This is a genomic window from Embleya sp. NPDC127516 (assembly GCF_044765325.1).
In the GTDB taxonomy this organism is placed as follows: Bacteria; Actinomycetota; Actinomycetes; order Streptomycetales; family Streptomycetaceae; genus Embleya.
In genome coordinates this window covers 56548-74442 of sequence record NZ_JBIWJT010000019.1, presented here as the reverse complement: position 1 = coordinate 74442, position 17895 = coordinate 56548, and the positions used below count along the sequence as shown (strand labels likewise).

General features: G+C 71.7%; 15 protein-coding genes. 4 read left to right on the top strand and 11 right to left on the bottom strand.

Features of this window, described 5'->3' with window-relative positions; translation table 11 throughout:
• Positions 1-78: 78 nt before the first annotated feature.
• From ACIRL2_RS32295 to ACIRL2_RS32275, 5 genes are all read right to left on the bottom strand, one after another.
• Entirely contained in the window at positions 79-774 is a 696-nt protein-coding gene (locus tag ACIRL2_RS32295; protein WP_402236740.1) for a hypothetical protein, read from the bottom strand.
• A 353-nt stretch (positions 775-1127) separates the two neighbouring features.
• A complete protein-coding gene (locus ACIRL2_RS32290) occupies positions 1128-1316 on the bottom strand; it encodes a DUF1059 domain-containing protein (RefSeq protein WP_395867261.1) in 189 nt (62 codons plus the stop codon).
• A gap of 343 nt (positions 1317-1659) precedes the next feature.
• Positions 1660-3252: a sigma-70 family RNA polymerase sigma factor gene (locus ACIRL2_RS32285; protein WP_402236737.1), complete on the bottom strand. Its 1593-nt coding sequence runs from the start codon at positions 3250-3252 to the stop codon at positions 1660-1662.
• 293 nt (positions 3253-3545) lie between these two features.
• A complete protein-coding gene (locus ACIRL2_RS32280) occupies positions 3546-5120 on the bottom strand; it encodes an FAD-dependent oxidoreductase (RefSeq protein WP_395867257.1) in 1575 nt (524 codons plus the stop codon).
• Between the two features lie 193 nt (positions 5121-5313).
• Complete coding sequence (locus ACIRL2_RS32275) at positions 5314-6081, bottom strand: IclR family transcriptional regulator (protein WP_395867255.1); 768 nt, start codon at positions 6079-6081, stop codon at positions 5314-5316.
• A 452-nt stretch (positions 6082-6533) separates the two neighbouring features.
• Between ACIRL2_RS32275 and ACIRL2_RS32270 the strand changes: the two genes are divergently transcribed.
• The 3 genes from ACIRL2_RS32270 to ACIRL2_RS32260 all read left to right on the top strand — a co-directional run bounded on the left by ACIRL2_RS32270 (position 6534) and on the right by ACIRL2_RS32260 (position 10112).
• Entirely contained in the window at positions 6534-7244 is a 711-nt protein-coding gene (locus ACIRL2_RS32270; RefSeq protein WP_395867253.1) for an MIP/aquaporin family protein, read from the top strand.
• 56 nt (positions 7245-7300) lie between these two features.
• Positions 7301-8830: a glycerol kinase GlpK gene (gene glpK, locus ACIRL2_RS32265; protein WP_395867251.1), complete on the top strand. Its 1530-nt coding sequence runs from the start codon at positions 7301-7303 to the stop codon at positions 8828-8830.
• A 229-nt stretch (positions 8831-9059) separates the two neighbouring features.
• Positions 9060-10112, top strand: coding sequence for a PHP domain-containing protein (locus ACIRL2_RS32260; RefSeq protein WP_402236733.1), 1053 nt, complete (start codon positions 9060-9062; stop codon positions 10110-10112).
• 58 nt (positions 10113-10170) lie between these two features.
• Here the strand turns inward: ACIRL2_RS32260 and ACIRL2_RS32255 are convergent, their stop codons facing one another.
• Together ACIRL2_RS32255 and ligD are read right to left on the bottom strand one after the other, a co-directional pair.
• Entirely contained in the window at positions 10171-10779 is a 609-nt protein-coding gene (locus ACIRL2_RS32255) for a DoxX family protein (protein ID WP_395867247.1), read from the bottom strand.
• Positions 10780-10910: 131 nt separating this feature from the next.
• Positions 10911-11918 carry a non-homologous end-joining DNA ligase gene (ligD, locus tag ACIRL2_RS32250; RefSeq protein ID WP_402236731.1) on the bottom strand — a complete coding sequence of 336 codons (1008 nt, stop codon included), beginning with the start codon at positions 11916-11918 and terminating at the stop codon, positions 10911-10913.
• Between the two features lie 100 nt (positions 11919-12018).
• On the opposite strand from ligD, the gene ACIRL2_RS32245 reads away from it, so the two are divergent.
• Entirely contained in the window at positions 12019-13083 is a 1065-nt protein-coding gene (locus ACIRL2_RS32245; protein ID WP_395867243.1) for an ATP-dependent DNA ligase, read from the top strand.
• Between the two features lie 54 nt (positions 13084-13137).
• Here the strand turns inward: ACIRL2_RS32245 and ACIRL2_RS32240 are convergent, their stop codons facing one another.
• The 4 genes from ACIRL2_RS32240 to ACIRL2_RS32225 are packed head-to-tail and all read right to left on the bottom strand — an operon-like array spanning position 13138 to position 17882.
• Positions 13138-14763 carry an amylo-alpha-1,6-glucosidase gene (locus ACIRL2_RS32240; RefSeq protein ID WP_402236727.1) on the bottom strand — a complete coding sequence of 542 codons (1626 nt, stop codon included), beginning with the start codon at positions 14761-14763 and terminating at the stop codon, positions 13138-13140.
• A gap of 1 nt (position 14764) precedes the next feature.
• The gene (locus ACIRL2_RS32235; RefSeq protein WP_395867239.1) at positions 14765-15604 is read right to left on the bottom strand and encodes a carbohydrate ABC transporter permease; all 840 of its coding nucleotides are present in this window, start codon (positions 15602-15604) and stop codon (positions 14765-14767) included.
• A 15-nt stretch (positions 15605-15619) separates the two neighbouring features.
• A complete protein-coding gene (locus ACIRL2_RS32230) occupies positions 15620-16579 on the bottom strand; it encodes a carbohydrate ABC transporter permease (RefSeq protein ID WP_395867237.1) in 960 nt (319 codons plus the stop codon).
• Positions 16580-16592: 13 nt separating this feature from the next.
• Positions 16593-17882 carry an ABC transporter substrate-binding protein gene (locus ACIRL2_RS32225; protein ID WP_395867235.1) on the bottom strand — a complete coding sequence of 430 codons (1290 nt, stop codon included), beginning with the start codon at positions 17880-17882 and terminating at the stop codon, positions 16593-16595.
• Positions 17883-17895: the final 13 nt, after the last annotated feature.

Below are 17895 nucleotides of genomic sequence, written 5' to 3'. Positions count from 1 at the left end.
ACCCGACGGCTCGATGCCTCGACGCCTCCACGCCGAGGCCCCGCCCGGCCCGGGAGTAGTGGCCGGCCGACGGGCGGATCAGAACCGGCAGCTCACGCCGGAGAAGTCGCACGTGGCGTTGGTGACCGGGTCCTTGAGCTCGAAGTAGAGCGTGAGTTCCTCGTGCGGCTGGAGGGGCCGCGTCGACGTGGCGGTCGCCACCGTGGTGCCGTACCGCGCGGTGAGGCCGCCGTTCCCGTCCGCGCGGAAGACCGTGAACCGTGAACCCGACACGGTGACGGTCAGCTTCCATGACTTGAGCGGGCGGTCGGTCGGGTTGACCACGTCGATGTATCCGCTGGTGGCGAAGCGGTCGACCAGCACCGCGATCTCGCCGGGCTGCGCCTCGCTCGCCCGCGGCGTGCCCACGGGTGTCGCGCCGGGCGCGGTCGCGGGCGGCGGCACGCCGGGCGGCTGCGCGGGGACGCCCGGGGGCTGCGTCGCCCCGGATGACGCGCCGGGCTGTCCCGGCGCGGGTGCGGACGACGACGCGGAAGGCGCGGGCGATCCGGACGCGGTGCCGCTCACCGTGCCGCCGGCCCTCGGCGTGGCGCCCGTCGGCGCGGGGCTGTCCGACTGCGCGACCACCCCGCCCCCGACGGGAGTGCCATCCGCCACCGAGGTGGGGTCCGGTGCCGTCGACCGCGCGCCGTGCTTGTCGTCGCCCGTGAACAGCCAGGCCCACGACGTGATCAGAAAGCACACGATCACCACGGCGATCAAGGGGATCGCCACACCACCGGCGGTTCCGTCCCGTCGCTGCCGGCGCCCACCATCGGCTGCCGCTTCGTCGTCCCCACGCCGACCCACGTCCCACCCGTTTTCTCGTCGCTGCCGTGCCCGGCGCAGGAAGTGGGAAAGCACTCGGCGCGCGGAGGCACTCCCGTACCCCTGTGACTGCGGACGAGCGCGATGCTGCCCGACACGCCGATCACGCCACAAGCCGAAGCACGCGGAAGTGGCATCGCGTTCCGAACAGTGCGGCCCTCGATGGACTGACCCGCATCGTCGAAAGGTCGGCGGAACGTCATCGGGAGGGCACCGGGAGGCGTGGCGGCTCGCTCCGTACCTCCCCGATCGGCGCGGCACTAGCGTCCGGGTTCCTCGTCCTTCAGCTCCTTGCGAATCTCCTCGCGCAGCTCGGGTGAGTCGGTATGCCCGTGCACGGTCTGGGCGTGCTGGGCGGCGGCCAGGACGACCTCGTCCTCGGTCCCGGCGATGGTGAGGGTGCATCCGGACTCACTGGGAAAGTCCCGGCAATCGACGACCTTGCGCATGGCGTCCTCCCGGACTGTGATGTCGTCCCCGAGCTGCATGGCCTCGGGTCGGACGGCGCAAGGCCATGGTCATAGTTTAGAACGGTTTGTGGTGATATCGAGCCGGTCCGACGGACGGCACGGACCGCCGATCAGGCTGGGTCGGCCCCGCTCGGCGCACCCGTCGCGCCACGCCGAGTCGGCGTCAGCCGTTGGCGAGTTCGTGGACGCCCACCAGCCGCTCTCGTCGCGGTGGATAGCGATGCCCGCCTCGCTGTGGCCGGGGTCGGCCCGGTTGCGGTAGTGGCCGGGGTTGTGCCGCCACCAGGCAGCCCGGCGGGCAGGCCATGGGCGGGCGCACGGGTCACGCCGGTGTGGCGAAGACCTGGGTCCACCACGTGGTGCCGCCCGGACCCACCGTGACGCCGACACCGATGTCGGTGAAGCCGCAATCGAGGATGTTGTCCCGATGGAACGGGCTGCCCAGCCACTGTGCGACCACGTGCGAGGCGTCCTGGCGGCCCCGGTCGAGATTCTCGCCCCAGGATCGCCAGCGGTAGCCGGCGGCGGTGATCCGGCCGTCGGCCCGCACCCCGTCCGGGTTGACGTGGTCGTAGAAGCGCCGGGCGAGCATGTCGTCGGAGTGTTTGCGGGCGACGGTGCGCAGTCGCTCCTCGACGCGGACCGGGGCGCAACCGTGTTCGGCCCGGGCGGCGTTGACCAGGTCCACGACGGCGCGTTCGAGCCGGGCCCGGGTGTCGATGGCGGCGGTCGTCCGGGTGGCCGGCGGTCCCGTCGAGGCCGGTGGCGTGCCGGCCGGCCCGGTGGTCGCCGGCGGGTCGGGCGACGGTGGCGTGCTCGGGAGCCGGGCCGCGTCGACGGCGGGCGGGCCGGGGGCGGGATCGGGCGCGCCTTGTCGCGGTCCGGCGTGCTGGGGACGGTCGACGAGCAGGACCACGGCCAGTACGACGAGGCCGATCGCGGCGGCGACGCCGGACGCGACTCGGCGGGGTCGGCGAGCCGGACGCGGTGCGGCGTGGCCGGGAGGGGCCGGCCCGACCTGGGCGGATCCGGCGGCCGGGTCGGCGGTCGGACCCGGGCCACCGAGCGAGGCCGGGTCAGTGAGCGGCTGTGTGAAGGCGACCGCACCCGGCCCCGCCGTACCGGCCGCCGCCCATGGCGCCTGGGCGAGAAGCCGCAGCAATACCGCCGTCGGCGGCAGCAGCGCCAACCCGGCGAGCAGGCCCTCCACCGGGGCCAGGCCGTGGCGATGCGCGCCGCACGTACCGCACGCGCGTGCGTGGCGGGAGATGCGCTTGCGCCACAGCGGTGTCGGTCGCCCCTCCCAGGGCGTGATCAGCGCGGCCACCTCCGCGCAGCGCGGGTCGGCGGCGAGCGCGCGGACCACCACGCGGGCCGCCTCCAACTGCTCCTTCATCCGCTGGACCCGGACCGCCACATGCGTCGCGGGCAGGTCGAGGGCGGCGGCGAGTTCGGCCCGGGTCAGCGTGCCGGCCGCCTCCAACCACCACAGGGCGAGCAGTTCGCGGGTGTCCGGGTCCAGCCAGCGGGTCGCCTCGGCGACGTCCCGGCGCTGCCCGGACAGGCCCAGGCGCAGGATGGTCAGGTCGGCGAAGTCGCCCGCGGGATCCGGGTACTCGGCGATCTCGTCGAGCGCGGTCGTCGTCGTACGACGCGCGTATCGACGGCGCACCTGGTTGATCGCGATGGCCACCAGCCAGGACCGGAAGCGCTCGGGATCGCGCAGGCCGCCGAGGCCGGACACCGCGCGGAGCATGGTCTCCTGCACGACGTCGTCGACGTCCGCGTGCCCGTCCAGCGCTCGGCCGACGATGTTGTACACCAACGGCAGCCACCCGGCCACCAGTCGATCGCGGGCACACAGATCACCGCCCTGGGCCGCGACGACCAGGGCGGTGTTGTGCTCGTTGTCCACGTACGTCCACTTTCCTCGACCGGCGTGACGGGCCCGATCCCGTCCATCCGCCACTCGGGAGAGCCCCCGGGTCGGCGCGGATAACGAAAATCGCCGGACGAGTTCCGAACGTACAGACCACGCGCCGACGACCGAACCGCGCCCCGGGAGCGGCGGCGGGCCGTTCGTGCACGGCATGTACGCGCACGCCCCCGGCGCCGACGGCCGGACCGCGCCCCGGGCCGACCGCCCCGAACCGCCCCGGACCGCCCGCTCGCGCCGTCGGCTCCCGGGGCGGCCACGCGCCCCGCGGGTCAGTGCGGCTTGGCCGCCAGCAGGTCCTCGACCCGCGAGCGCACCTCGGCGTTGTCCAGACCGCGGATGGTCACCGTGGTGCGCCGGCGCAGCACGTCGTCCACGGTCATCGCCCACTCGTGGTCGCGGGCGTAGGCGACCTGGGCCCAGATGTCCGGGCCGTCCGGGTGGATGCGCTCGCCCAGTTCGCGGTCGGCGCGGACCAGGGCGGCGAGGTCGTACGCGAGGTTGCCGTAGTGCGACGCCAGGTGGCGGGCCACCACCGGGTCCACGCCGTCCTCGGCCGTGGCCTCGCCGAGCAGCCGGTGCGCCACCGCCTCGGGGTTGGCCGAGCCGGGCAGCGCCACCCGGCGCAGCGGGGTCGCCATGTCCTGTTCCAGGGCCACCACGCCGGCCTTGGCCAGCTTGTCCAGCACGGTGCGGCCGATGTGCCGGTAGGTGGTCCACTTGCCGCCGGCCACCGACAACATACCCCCGCGTCCCTCGGTGACCACGGTCTCCCGCTTGGCCTCGCTGGTGGCACCGGCGCCGCCGGGCAGCACCCGCAGACCGGCGAAGGCGTAGGTGATGTCCTCGCGGCGCAACTGCGCCGGGTCGACCGCGCTGCCCGCCTCGTCCAGGATCTGCGCGATGTCGGCCTCGGTCGGGGAGACCTTGCCGGGGTCGCCCTCGTACGCCTCGTCGGTGGTGCCGAGCAGCAGGTGCTCCTCCCACGGAATCGCGAAGGACACCCGGTACTTGTCGATCGGGATGGTCAACGCCGCGCGCCACGGCTGCTGTTGGCGCAGCACCAGGTGCACGCCCTTGGACAACCGGATGCTCGGCTCGGCCGTCGGGTCCTCCATCCGGCGCAGGTGGTCCACCCACGGGCCGGTCGCGTTCAGCACTACGCGCGCGTTCACCCCGAATTCGGCGCCGTCCAGCCGGTCGCGCAGTTCGGCGCCGATGACCCGGCCGCCGGCGTCCTTGCGCAGGCCGACCACCTCGGCGTGGTTGAGCACGACCGCGCCGGCCTCGACCGCGGCCCGGACGGTGGTCACCGCGACCCGGCTGTCGTTCATCTGGTGGTCGCCGTACACGGCCGCGCGGCGCAGGCCCTCCGAGCGCAGCGCCGGCACGAGTTCGAGCGCGTTGTCCGGGCCGATCACCTTGCCCATGCCGTCACCGAACGCGGACAGGGCCGAGTACAGGAACACGCCGGCGCCGAGCTTGGCCGCGCCGTGCGGGCCGTCCTTGTAGACCGGGACCAGGAAGGACAGCGGGCGAACCAGGTGCGGGGCCACGTCGCGGGCCAGCGTGCGGCGCTCACGGTGGTTCTCCGCGACCAGCTTGAGGTTGCCGGTCTGCAGGTAGCGCAGGCCGCCGTGGACGAGCTTGGAGGACGCGGACGAGGTGGCGCCGGCGAAGTCGCCGGCGTCGACCATGGCCACCCGCAGGCCGGTCTGGGCCGCGGTCCAGGCGACCGCCGTGCCCAGGATGCCGCCGCCGATGACGAGCAGGTCGTGGGTGCCGCGCGAGAGTTCGGCGCGGCTGTGGGCACGAGCGGGAACGGTCGGATCCGTGGCGGTGCTCATCACACGTCTTCTTTCCACTGGGCCGGCTGTGGTGCGGGGGGACCAGTACTGCAACGGTCCCGGTCCGAATCTACGTGGTCGGCATTGTCGAACGACGAACGACAGTTTTCATCGTCGGTCGGGTGGCGGTCAAGTGCGCCGGTCACCGCGCCGGTCGACCGCACCGGTCCGAAGCGGGCGGCCGAGTGGCGCCTCAGTAGGGAAACGTCGCGCCCAGGTCGCGCGAGATGGCGCGCGCCGCATCCCGGACCGAGGCCACCAGCGTGGGTCGCGGCACCCCGTCGGCGACGATCCGCTCGACCGCGCCGCTGATCCCCACCGCGCCCAGCGGTGTGCCGCGCCGATCGCGGATCGGCGCGGCGATGCCCGCCAGGCCCAGGACCGACTCCTCGATGTCGCACGCCCACCCGCGTTCGCGCACCGTCACGCTCTCCGTGTCCACCGCGACCGGGTCGACCACGGTGCGCGAGGTGAACGCGACCGGATCGGTCTCGTCCAACTCGGCGCGCGCGGCCGGGTCCAGCGCGAGCAGGACCTTGCCCCACGCGGTGGAGTGCAAGGGCAACATCGCGCCGATCTCCAGCACCTGGCGGCTGTCGTCCGGCCGAAAGACGTGGTGGATGACCAGGACGCCGCCCTTGTGCAGCACCCCGATGCGCACGCTCTCGCCGCTCGCGCGGGCCAGGTCGTCCGCCCAGACCAGGGCACGGGCGCGCAACTCGTGCACGTCCAGGTAGGAACTGCTGAGCCGGAGCAGCTCGGCGCCGAGCTGGTACTTGCCGCTCTTGGGGTCCTGTTCGACGAACCCCTCCTGGTGGAGGGTGCGCAGGATGCCGTGCGCGGTGCCCTTCGCCAGACCCAGAGTGGTGGCCACTTCGCTCAGACCGAAGCGCCGTTCGCCGCCGGCGAGCAGCCGCAGGATCGCCGCTGCGCGTTCGAGCGACTGGATGGGACCGGGCATACCAACTCCTCCATCGAAGATCAGGTTGGCAATCAAGATCGGGTTGGCAATGTAGAACAGCGGTCGCACACACGCCGGCCACGTCCACCACCCTCCCGCCGGGCCCGGCGCTCGCGGGGAGGTTCGGAAACGAGATGTTCACGGACTCTTGACGGCGGCGCAACCCGCAGAGAACACTGCCGGACAGCGGTCGTCAATGTCGAATGCCAGTCGGAGTCATCGAATGGACGGGCCCGGACGATTCCGGGCCGAGCGTGGTCGGGCCCGCCCCGCCGCGCACACGCCACACGGCACCGCATTCGCCGGGCTTCCCCGGCACCGCCTCATGTGGTCCGGATTCCCGCATCCCCGCACGGCGCGCCGACCCGGCGCGCCGTGTGCCGTCCGGCGCCCGGTTCCGGCGTCGATCCATCAGCGCGGTAGGCATCAGCGCAGTCAGAAGGGGTCGTGTTGTGACAAGCGACAAGATCTTCATCGGTGAGACCTTGGGTACGGCCATCCTGCTGCTCATGGGCGTCGGTGTCTGCGCCGCGGTCACCCTGAACCGGTCCAAGGCACAGAACGCGGGTTGGCTGGCGATCGCCTTCGGCTGGGGCTTCGCGGTCCTGGCCGGGGCATATGCGAGCGTGTCCCTGTCCGGAGCGCATCTCAATCCCGCCGTGACACTCGGGATAGCCGTCAAGACGGGAGAATGGGACAAGGTGCCGGTCTACCTCGCCGGGCAGTTCGTCGGAGCGGTGATCGGCGCCGTGCTGGCCTGGGCGACCTACCTGGGACAGTTCAAGGAGCACGGCGAACCGGTACTCGGGGTGTTCGCCACCTCGCCGGAGATCCGCAACCCGATCCAGAACGTGATCACCGAGACGATCGCCACGACCGTGCTGGTCATCGTGATCCTGACCCAGGGCCTGACCGACGGTCTCGCCCTCTCCGGCACCGGCATCCTGATGACCGCGCTCCTGGTGGTGGGCATCGGCCTGTCCCTGGGCGGTCCGACCGGCTACGCCATCAACCCGGTCCGCGACCTGGGCCCGCGCCTGGCACACTCCCTGCTGCCCATTCCCGAGAAGGGCGGCTCGGACTGGTCGTACGCGTGGGTCCCCGTGGTCGGCCCCACCCTCGGCGGGCTGGCGGCCGGCGGCCTGTACCGGCTCGCGTTCTGAGCCCGCGCATTCGTACCGACCCCGACCTTTCCCTCGGATCCTTCGGAAGAGGAGCCATGTCCGACACCTACATCGCCGCGATCGACCAGGGCACCACGTCCAGCCGATGCATCATCTTCGGCGCGGACGGGCGCATCGTCGCCGTCGACCAGCGCGAGCACCGGCAGATCTTCCCGCGTCCGGGGTGGGTCGAGCACGACGCCGCCGAGATCTGGAGCGTGGTGCAGGCGGTGGTCGCCGGCGCGCTCGCCCAGGCCGGCATCCGCCGCGAGCAGATCCGCGCGCTGGGCATCACCAACCAGCGCGAGACCACCGTGTTGTGGGATCGCCATACCGGCGTACCGGTGCACAACGCGATCGTGTGGCAGGACACCCGCACCGACGCGCTGTGTCGCGAGCTGGGCGGCAACGTCGGCCAGGACCGCTTCCGGGTGGAGACCGGGCTGCCGCTCGCCAGCTACTTCGCCGGACCCAAGATCCGCTGGCTGCTCGACAACGTCGAGGGGCTGCGCGAGCGGGCCGACCGGGGCGACATCCTGTTCGGCACGATGGAGTCCTGGGTGGTGTGGAACCTCACCGGCGGCCCGGACGGCGGTGTGCACGTCACCGATGTCACCAACGCCTCGCGCACGATGTTGATGAACCTGGAGACGCTGGACTGGGACGACCGGATCCTGCGCGCGATGGACGTGCCGCGTTCGCTGCTGGCCGAGATCCGCTCCTCCTCCGAGGTGTACGGCACCGCCCGGGGCATCCTGGAGGGCGTCCCGGTCGCCTCCGCGCTGGGCGACCAGCAGGCCGCGCTGTTCGGGCAGACCTGCTTCGAGGAGGGCGAGGCCAAGAGCACCTACGGCACCGGCAGCTTCCTGCTGATCAACACCGGGTCGCGGATCGTGCAGTCGCACCACGGCCTGCTCAGCACCGTCGGCTACCGGCTCGGCAAGGAGGCGCCGGTCTACGCGCTGGAGGGCTCGATCGCGGTCACCGGTTCGCTGGTGCAGTGGATGCGCGACCAGATGGGGCTGATCTCCACCGCGGCCGAGATCGAGACGCTGGCGCTCACCGTCGAGGACAACGGCGGGGCCTACTTCGTCCCGGCCTTCTCCGGCCTGTTCGCGCCGTACTGGCGCTCGGACGCCCGCGGTGTGATCGCGGGTCTGACCGCGTACGTGAACAAGGGACACATCGCGCGGGCCGTGCTGGAGGCCACCGCGTGGCAGACCCGCGAGGTGGTGGACGCGATGGAGCGCGACTCCGGGGTCAAGCTCGCGACGCTCAAGGTGGACGGCGGCATGACCGCCAACAACCTGCTCATGCAGACCATCGCCGACGTGCTGGACGCCCCGGTGGCCCGCCCGTTCGTGGCCGAGACCACCGCGCTGGGCGCCGCGTACGCCGCCGGCCTCGCGGTCGGCTACTGGCCGGACCTCGACTCGCTGCGGGCGAACTGGCACCGCGCGGCCGAGTGGACCTCGCGGATGGACGACGCCACCCGCGACCTGGGATACCGCAACTGGCGCAAGGCGGTGGAGCGGACGATGGACTGGGTCGAGGAGGGCGACCCCCGGCCCGGACCCGACGCCTGACCCACGCCGCCGACGACCCGCGGGGGTGCCGAGATGTCCCTCGGTACCCCCGTACGTGCGTCGCCGAGCGGCCGCTCACCACCCCGCCGCGTCCGTCCCGGGCGCCGGCGAGGCCGACGGTTCGCGGGCACGGGGCGAGGAGCGCGGGCCGGGTTCGCTTCCGTCGCCCCCCACGGCCGCCCGATCGCCCACCCGGTTTACCGCCGTCGCGCGCGGCCACAGTCCTCCCATGGCTTCACGACGCACCGATTCCGCCCCACCCCCGCCCGCCGCCGACCCGGTGGCGGCGCTGGATCGCATCGCCTACCTGCTCGAACGCGATCAGGCGCCCACCTACCGGGTCAAGGCCTTCCGCACCGCGTCCGCCGTGGTCGCCGGGCTCGACCCGGACGAGCTGCGCCGGCGGGTGGAGCGGCACACGCTCGGCGAACTGAAGGGCATCGGCCCCAAGACGGCGGACGTGATCGAGCAGGCGCACGCGGGCGGCGTACCGGGCTACCTCGCCGACCTCGAGGCCCGCCCGTCGCCCGTACCCACCGACGGCGCGGCGCTGCTCGCCGCCCAGCGCGGCGACTGCCACATGCACTCCGACTGGTCCGACGGCGGCAGCCCGATCGAACTGATGGCCCGCACCGCGCGGGATCTGGGCCACGAGTGGGTGGTGCTCACCGACCACTCGCCCCGGCTGACCGTGGCCCGTGGTCTGACCGCCGAGCGGCTCCGCGCGCAGTTGGACGTGGTGGCCGAGATCGCCGCCGAACTGGCCCCGTTCCGCCTGCTCACCGGCATCGAGTGCGACATCCTCGACGACGGTTCGCTCGATCAGGAGCCGGAACTGCTGGACCGCCTGGACGTCGTGGTCGCGTCGGTGCACTCCAAGCTGCGGATGGACGAGCCGGCGATGACCCGCCGACTGCTGGCCGCCGTGCGCAACCCGCGCGTGAACGTGCTGGGTCACTGCACGGGTCGGCTGATTCAGGGCAAACAGCGCCCGGAGTCCGCCTTCGACGCCGACGCGGTGTTCGCCGCGTGTGCCGAGTCGGACACCGCCGTGGAGATCAACTGCCGCCCCGAACGCAGCGATCCGCCGTCCCGGCTGCTCCGCCGAGCGCTCGCCGCGGGTGTCTTCCTCTCGATCGACACCGACGCGCACGCGCCGGGCCAGCTCGACTGGCAGGGCTACGGGTGTGCCCGAGCGCAGGCATGCGACGTGCCGGCCGACCGGGTGATCACCACGTGGCCGGTGCGGCGTCTGGTCGCCTGGACCGGCGCGTCCCGCTGACGCCACCCGCTCGGCCGACGCCCCTCGTCCCGCCGGCGCCCGTCGGTGGAGCCGCCGCTCAAGCCGAGTCGGCCGCGGCGTCCGCCTCCGCGGCGGCCACCGCCCGCCGCCGCCCGATCACCGCGGCCGCCGCCGCGGCGCTGCCGGTGAAGGCGAGGCCGACCACCCACGGGCGGTCGAGCACGTGGCAGGTCAGATGGTCCACCGAGAACCGCCCGGGACCCGCGACGCCGAGCCCGGCCGCGACGAAGCCGAGGAACGCCGGGTACTCGAAGCCGCCCGATTGGGCGAAGAAGCCGGCCGGCGCGTGTACCGCGACCGCGCCCGCCATCGCACCGGCCGCCGCCGCACCCGCGGCGGGCGTGGCCAGACCCAGCGCGAGCAACACGCCGCCGCCCGCCTCGCCCAGCCCGGCCGCGATCGCACTGTGCCGGCCGGGCCGAAAGCCCATGTGCTCCATCGCCGAGCCGGTGCCGGCCAGGCCGTGCCCGCCGAACCAGCCGAACAACTTCTGCGCGCCGTGCGCGAACAGCACGCCGCCGGTGCCGACGCGCAGCGCGAGCAGACCCACGTCCTTGCGAACGGACCGGCGCGCGCGACTCGACAGGGGATTGCGAATCGAGACGGGGCTGTGCACGGACAGCGGCACACGGAACGACACACACATGAGGGACTCTCTCCTGTTTCGGATTCGATTCGGATTCGATTTCGGATTCGGTTTCGGCTTCGGCGCCCACGAAAGCGGCCTTGCCGGCGACCGCGGCTGGGATGCACCGCCCGCGGGCGCGGGCCGGGATTTCAGTGTTCGCGGGCGCGGCTGGGCTGCACCCGGGGTGGCTCGCCGGGCATCTTGGGGTGGTCCGGCGGGTACGGCATGTCACCCACACCGTGGTCACGCGCCTGTCGGTCGGCCAATTCGAGCGCCGGGCGCAGGTCGAAGGCGTGCTCGGGCATGTCCGCGTGCACGTCGCCCACCCGGGCGTAGCGCTCGGGCATGCTGCCCAGGTCGAAGTCGTCGGGGTGCGCGTCGTCGACCTCCTCCCAGGTCAGCGGTGCCGAGACGGTCGCGCGGGCGGTGGGGCGCGGCGAGTAGGCGGCGGCGATGGTGCGGTCGCGGGCCATCTGGTTGTAGTCCACGAAGATGCGTTCGCCGCGCTCCTCCTTCCACCACGCGGTGGTCACCCGATCGGGCATCCGCGCCTCGAGTTCGCGGCCCAGCGCGATCACCGCGCGCCGCACGTCGGTGAACTCCCACTCGGGGCGCACCGGCACGTACAGGTGCAGGCCGCGCCCGCCGGAGGTCTTCGGCCACGCGGTCAGCTCGTACGCGGCGAGCACCTCGCGCATCGCGTGTGCGGCGCGGACCGCGTCGGCGAAGTCGGTGCCCGGCTGCGGGTCGAGGTCGATCCGCAGTTCGTCGGGGTGTTCGGTGGCGCTGCGCCGGACCGGCCAGGGGTGGAAGGTCAGGGTGCCCAGGTTGACCGCCCACACCAGCGCGGCCACGCTGTCCGGGGCCATCTCGTCGGCGTACCGGCCGCTGGGGAAGGTGATCCGGGCGGTGGGGATCCACTCCGGCAGGTACTTGGGCACCCGCTTCTGGAAGAACGACTCGCCGTCCACGCCGTCCGGAAAGCGCTGGAGCGTGGTGGGCCGATCCCGCAGACCGCGCAGCAGTCCGCCACCGACCGCGATCACGTAGCGGACCACGTCCCCCTTGGTGAAGCCGCGGGCGGGGTAGTAGACCTTGTCGATATTGCTCACCCGGACGGACCTGCCGTCGACCTCGAACTCCTCGGCAGCGCTCATCCCTCAGGGTAGGCAGATTTGCCCTGATTCGTCCCGATGGCATACCGCCGGTCGGCCGCTGCGGAGGCGACCCGTGGAGGGCCCGCGCACACTGAGGCGCATGCGCCTTCCCGTGATGCCCCCGGTCAAGCCGATGCTCGCCAAGGCGGCCGCGCGGATTCCCGCCGGTCTGCACTACGAGGCCAAATGGGACGGGTTCCGGGCGATCGTCTTCCGCGACGGTGACGAGGTGCTGATCGGCAGCCGCAACACCAAGCCGCTGGATCGTTATTTCCCGGACGTGGTCGACGCGGTGCTGCGGCTGCTCCCGCCGCGTTGCGTGCTGGACGGCGAGCTGGTCATCGCCCGGGACGGGCGGCTCGACTTCGATCGGCTCCAGGACCGGATCCACCCGGCGGCCTCACGGGTGCGGCATCTGGCCGAGACCACCCCCGCGTCGTTCGTGGCGTTCGACCTGCTCGCGCTGGGTGACGACGACTTTCTGCCTCGGCCGCTGACCGAGCGCCGGGCCGCGCTGGAGCGGGCGCTGGCAAACGTGCCGCCGCCGATCCACCTCGCGCCGGCCACCACCGATCCGGGCCGGGCGCAGGACTGGTTCGACCGGTTCGAGGGCGCGGGCCTGGACGGCATCGTGGCCAAGGACCCCGCGGGGCCGTACCTGCCGGACGTGCGGGCGATGGTCAAGGTCAAGCACGAGCGCACGGCGGACTGCGTGGTGGCGGGCTATCGCGAGCACAAGTCGGGCCCGGTGGTGGGTTCGCTGCTGCTGGGCCTGTACGACGACCGGGGTCGGTTGCAGCACGTGGGTGTCAGTGCGGCCTTCACCGCCGCGCGGCGGGCCGAGCTGGTCCGGGAGTTGGCGCCCTATCGCATGGCGGATCCGACCGGGCACCCGTGGGCGCACTGGGCCGAGGCCGAGGCGCACGAGGCCGACCGGCTTCCCGGCGCGGTGACCCGCTGGTCGGGCGGCCGGCTCTCGGACTGGGTGCCGCTGCGACCGGAATCGGTCTGCGAGGTGGCCTACGACCACGTCCAGGGCGACCGCTTCAGGCACACGACCCGGTTCCGCCGGTGGCGCACCGACAAGGACCCCGCCGACTGCACCTACGAACAACTCGCCGAACCGGCCCGATACGACCTGGCCGACGTGCTCGGCACCCGCTGAGGCGCCCGGGCCCGCCCGCCGTCACCCGTCCGGCGGCGACGGCGGGCGGTGTGCTCAGCTTCGGGCCAGGTCCACGAACAGCGCGCTGGACCAGCCGAATCCGGTCGTCGCGCGCCCGGCCCGGCTCCCGGTCAGCGGGTTCCAGTACTCGTACAGCCCGCCGCCCTCAACCACCATCCGCACGGTGCGCTCGGTCAACTCGTCGGCCACGTCCGGGTATCCGGAGCGGCGCAGGCCCTCGATCAGCAGGTAGTTGACGTTGAGCCAGACCGGGCCGCGCCACATCGCCTCCGGGTCGAACGCCGGATCGTCGAACGCCACGGTCGGTACCGGGCGTTCGCCCCAAAAGCTCGGCGAGCGCAGGTCCGCGACCAGCCGGTCGGCGATCTCGCGCGGGAGTCGTCCGGTGAGCAGCGGAAGCAGTTCCAGCGGTGTGCGGACCCCGACCACGCGTCCCGCCGACACGGTGGTGAAGCGCTCGCCATCCCAGCGCCGGGACACCAGGAGTTCGGTGTGCGCGGCGGCCCGCTTGCGCCAGGTCTCGGCCTCCTCGGCCCGGCCCAACTCCTGGGCGATGTCGCCCAGTACGTCGAACTGGAGTGCCAGGTAGGCGTTCAGGTCCGGCGGTTCGGCCCGCGGGCCGTAGTCCCAGACCGGGCTGTCGTCCAGCCCGCTGGAGTACGGGTGCAGGTATTCGGCCAGGCCGTCGCCGTCCGGGTCGGAGTGGGTCAGCCACCATTCCTGGGAGCGGGCGATCGGCTCGTACACCTCGGCCAGGAAAGCGAGGTCGGGCGCGGCCCGGTGGATCTTCCAGACCGCCCACGCGGTCAGCGGCGGCTTGGTCACCGGGACCACCTCGCCGGCCGCGGCGGACGGTGCCGCCTCCTCGCCGAGTGCCTGGCCGACGTGCTCGGCCAGCCGCGCCCGGTCCGAGCGCGGCAGGTCGGTGGTCTCCGCCAACACGCCCTCGTCGTGCACGACATCGGGAATCAGGCCGTCGGCGCGCTGGTGCGCGAGCAGGATCCGGATCTGGTCCCGGGCCAGTTCGGGGTCGCCGTGCCGCAGCGCGATGGCGTGGAAGTAGGCGTCCCAGTTCCACACGCCGACATAGCCGAACCGGGACGGGACCAGGCCCTCCCGGCCGCCCGCGAAGCGGATCGGCAGCAGGTTCACGCCGAGCGTCCACCACGCCATCGCGGCCCGTTCGCGCAGGTCCGCGCGAACCGCCGGCATGCGCTCGAACCAGGCGTTCCAGCGCGCGCCGGCCGCGGCCAGGACGGCGTGCCCCTCCACGCGCGTGTCCTCGCCCACCAGCACCCGGCAGCCCTCGATCGCGGCCTCGTGCGCGGCGCCGTCCGCCGTCCGCCAGCGCGCCCGGGCACCCGTGCCGGTCACCACGAGCGTGTCCGGACCGGCGAAGGCCAGGTGCACGCCGCCCGCGAAGGAGATCCGGTCCGGGTGCGCGGCCCGGATCGGCAGCGGGTCGCCGCCCGCCGACTCGATCCGCAGCCCGGTGAGCACGGTCGTCTCGGCGAGTCGCCTCTCGTACTCGGACCGGGCGACGCACAGATCGCCGTCCTCCTGCGCCACCACCAGGAGCCGCGAACCCCGGTCGGTGAAGGGGCGTTCGCGCAGGTCCAACGCGACCCGGTCGAGCAGTTCGCGGTCGTGCGCCGTCATCTCAGCGGCCTCCCATGCCGGATGCCGCCATGCTGCTGATGATCCTGCGCTGCCCGATCACGAACGCGATCAGCATGGGCACCACGGAGATCGTCGAAGCGGCCAGGAGCATGCCGTAGTCCAGTCCGCCGTGCTGGCCCTTGAACGAGGCGAGCAACATCGGAACGGTGAATTTGTCCTCGGAGTTGAGGAAGATCAACGGGTAGATGAAGCTGTTCCAGCTGCTCAGGAAGACGATGATGCCCAGCGCGGCCATGCCGGGCCGGATGTTGGGCAGCACGATCCGGGTGAAGATCGTCCACCGGTTCGCGCCGTCCAGCCGGGCGGCCTCTTCCAGTTCGATCGGCACCGCGCGGATGAACTGGCGCATCATGAACACCGCGAACGGGTTGGCGATGGCGGGCAGGATCAGCGCCAGGTGGGTGTCGATCCAGCCGAGGTTCGACAACATCACGTACAGCGGCACCAGGGTGACCTGGGTCGGCACCATCTGGGTGAGCAGGAAGATCACGAACAGCGTGCGGGAGAAAGGGAATTCGATCCGGGTGAAGGCGTAGGCCGCCATCGACGCGGTGAGCAGCGTCACCACGACGGTGATCATGGCGATGTAGAAGCTGTTCCAGTAGGCGCGGCCGAACGGCATCGCGTCGAAGGCGTCGGGGAAGTTGCTCGCGCGCCAGGGGTCCGGCAGCCAGGCCAGCGGATCCTGGATCATCTGCCCCTCGCTCTTGAACGCGGTGAGCAGCATCCACACGAACGGGAACGTCATCAGCAGCCCGCCCACGATGAGCAGGGTGTGCAGTGCGACGGTGCCGAAACGTCGGCGGATGGCAGTGACCATCACGACCATCCTCTCTTACGACTCGTAGTGGACGAAGCGCTTCTGCATGCCGAACTGGGCCACGGTGACCACGATCGTCATCAGCGTCAGGAGCAGGGCGGCGGCGCTGCTGGCGCCGAACTCGAACTTCTTGAAGCCCAGGTCGTAGACCTGGTACACGATCGTGCGGGCCCCCTCGTTGTGGGTGGGGTCGACCAGCACGTAGATCTGGTCGAAGGCCTGGAAGGAGCTGATCACCGCGACCACGAAGGAGAAGAAGATGGTCGGGGACAGCAGCGGCAGCGTCACGTGCCGGAAGATCCGGACCGGTCCCGCGCCGTCGAGCCGGGCCACCTCGGTCAGGTGCGCCGGGATGGACTGGAGGCCGGCCAGGAAGATCACCACGTTCAGGCCCAGCGAGGACCAGATGGTCACCGCGGCGATCGCGACCATCACCCAGTCCGGATCGTTGAGCCAGTCGGGCAGCGTGATGCCGAACCAGTCGTGCACGGTGTTGTTGAGCATCCCCAGGTCACCGCTGGCCAGCAACATCTGCCAGATCACCGCGACGGCCACCGAACTGGTGACCACGGGCAGGAAGTAGATCACCCGGTAGATGGTCTTGCCGCGCACGTTGTTCAGCGCCATCGCGATGAGCAGGGCCAGGACCAGGCCCACCGGCACCGTGATCAGGCCCAGGGTCAGCGTGTTCAGCACCGCGTCGCGGAAGGTGGGATCGGAGAGCTGGGTCTGGAAGTTGTCGAAGCCGACCCAGGACTTGTCGCCCAGGCCGTCCCACTTCATGAAGGCCAGGACGACCGCGAAACCCAGCGGCCCCAGGGTGAACACCAGCAGGGCGGCCAGTTGCGGACCGAGGAAGAGGGCGGCCCACCACCGCTCCCGGCGCCGCCGGCCCCGAAGGGACCGGCGGCGCTCGGGGGTTTCGGTGGCCGGGCGCCGTGCGTCGGTGGTGCGGCTGAGCGTGGACGTGGTCACGGCGGGCCCCCGGTCAGCGCAGTTTGCCGGAGACGAGCGAGCCGAGGTCGTTCATCGCCTGGTCGAAGCCGATCTTGCCGGTCCACAACTTCATCAGCAGTTCGTTGATGCTCGCCGTCAGCTCCGGGACACCGGCCTCCTCCGGGTAGTTGGCGAAGCCGCCGTCACGGGTGTCGATGAAGGTCTGCGCGTGCGCGGGGTAGCCCTCCATCACCACGCTGTCCGCGCCCTTGACCGAGGGCACCGCGTTGCCGCCGCCCTTCAGGCGCGTGGTCTGGCCGTCCTTGGAGACGAACTCGGACAGGAACGTCCAGGCCGCCTGCGCGTTCTTGGCGTCCTTGTTCAGCGCCAGGAAGGAGGTGCCCACCGTCTGCGGCATCAGCACGCCGGTCTGGGACGGGAACGGCACGATGTCGTAGTTGTCCTGCTGTCCCTTCTTGACGGTGTCGATCATCCATCGGCCGCCCGCGGAGAAACCGGCCTTGTGCTTGATGAACTGCACATCCGAGCCGTTGCCCTCGGGCAGGTTGTCGGCGACCAGGAAGGTCCCGTTCTGGTAGCCGTCGGCCAGGGTCTTCAATGCCTCGCGCGACTTGGGGTCGGTGTTGCCGACGAACTTGCCGCCGTCGTACACCTTGCCGCCGAAGCCGTTGATCATGCTGTAGGTCGAGCCGTACCAGTTGTAGAAGATCGAGCCGGCCTTGTCCGCCGCCTTGAGCTTGCGGTTCATCTCCAGGTAGGTGGCCATCGTCCACTTGCCCTGGGCGTTCAGCGTGGCCGGGTCCTCGGTGATGCCGGCGTCCTTGAGCGCCTGCTTGTCGTACCAGAGCACCTCGGGGTTGGCGTCGTTGGGTATGCCGTAGATCTGCCCGTCCTTCTTGGCGCCGCCGTACAGGCCGTCGAAGAAGTCCTCCGGCTTGGCCTTGCTGTCCGGGGCCGCCATCTTCTCGTTGAGCGGCGAGACCACCCCGGCGGAGACGAACTTCCCGATGAAGTCGTCGCCGACGTAGAACACGTCGGGCGCGGTCTTGGAGGAGAGCTGGGTGAGCAGCTTGGAGTGGTAGTCGCTGTAGGAGGGGACCGCCTGGAGCTTCAGCTTGATGTCGGGGTGGCGCTTGCCGAAGTCCTTCTCGAAGTCCTTGAACCGGGCGAGTTCCTCCGGGTTGCCCCAGGTCGACCAGGTGACGGTGGTCTTGCCGGAGCCGGAGCCGGAGCCGCTGCTCCCGCCGCAACCGGTGGTTGCGGCGAGTGCGGCACCGGCGGCCAGCACGGCGACGGTCTTCGCTGCGCGGGAAAATGACACGTTGTGCCTCCGG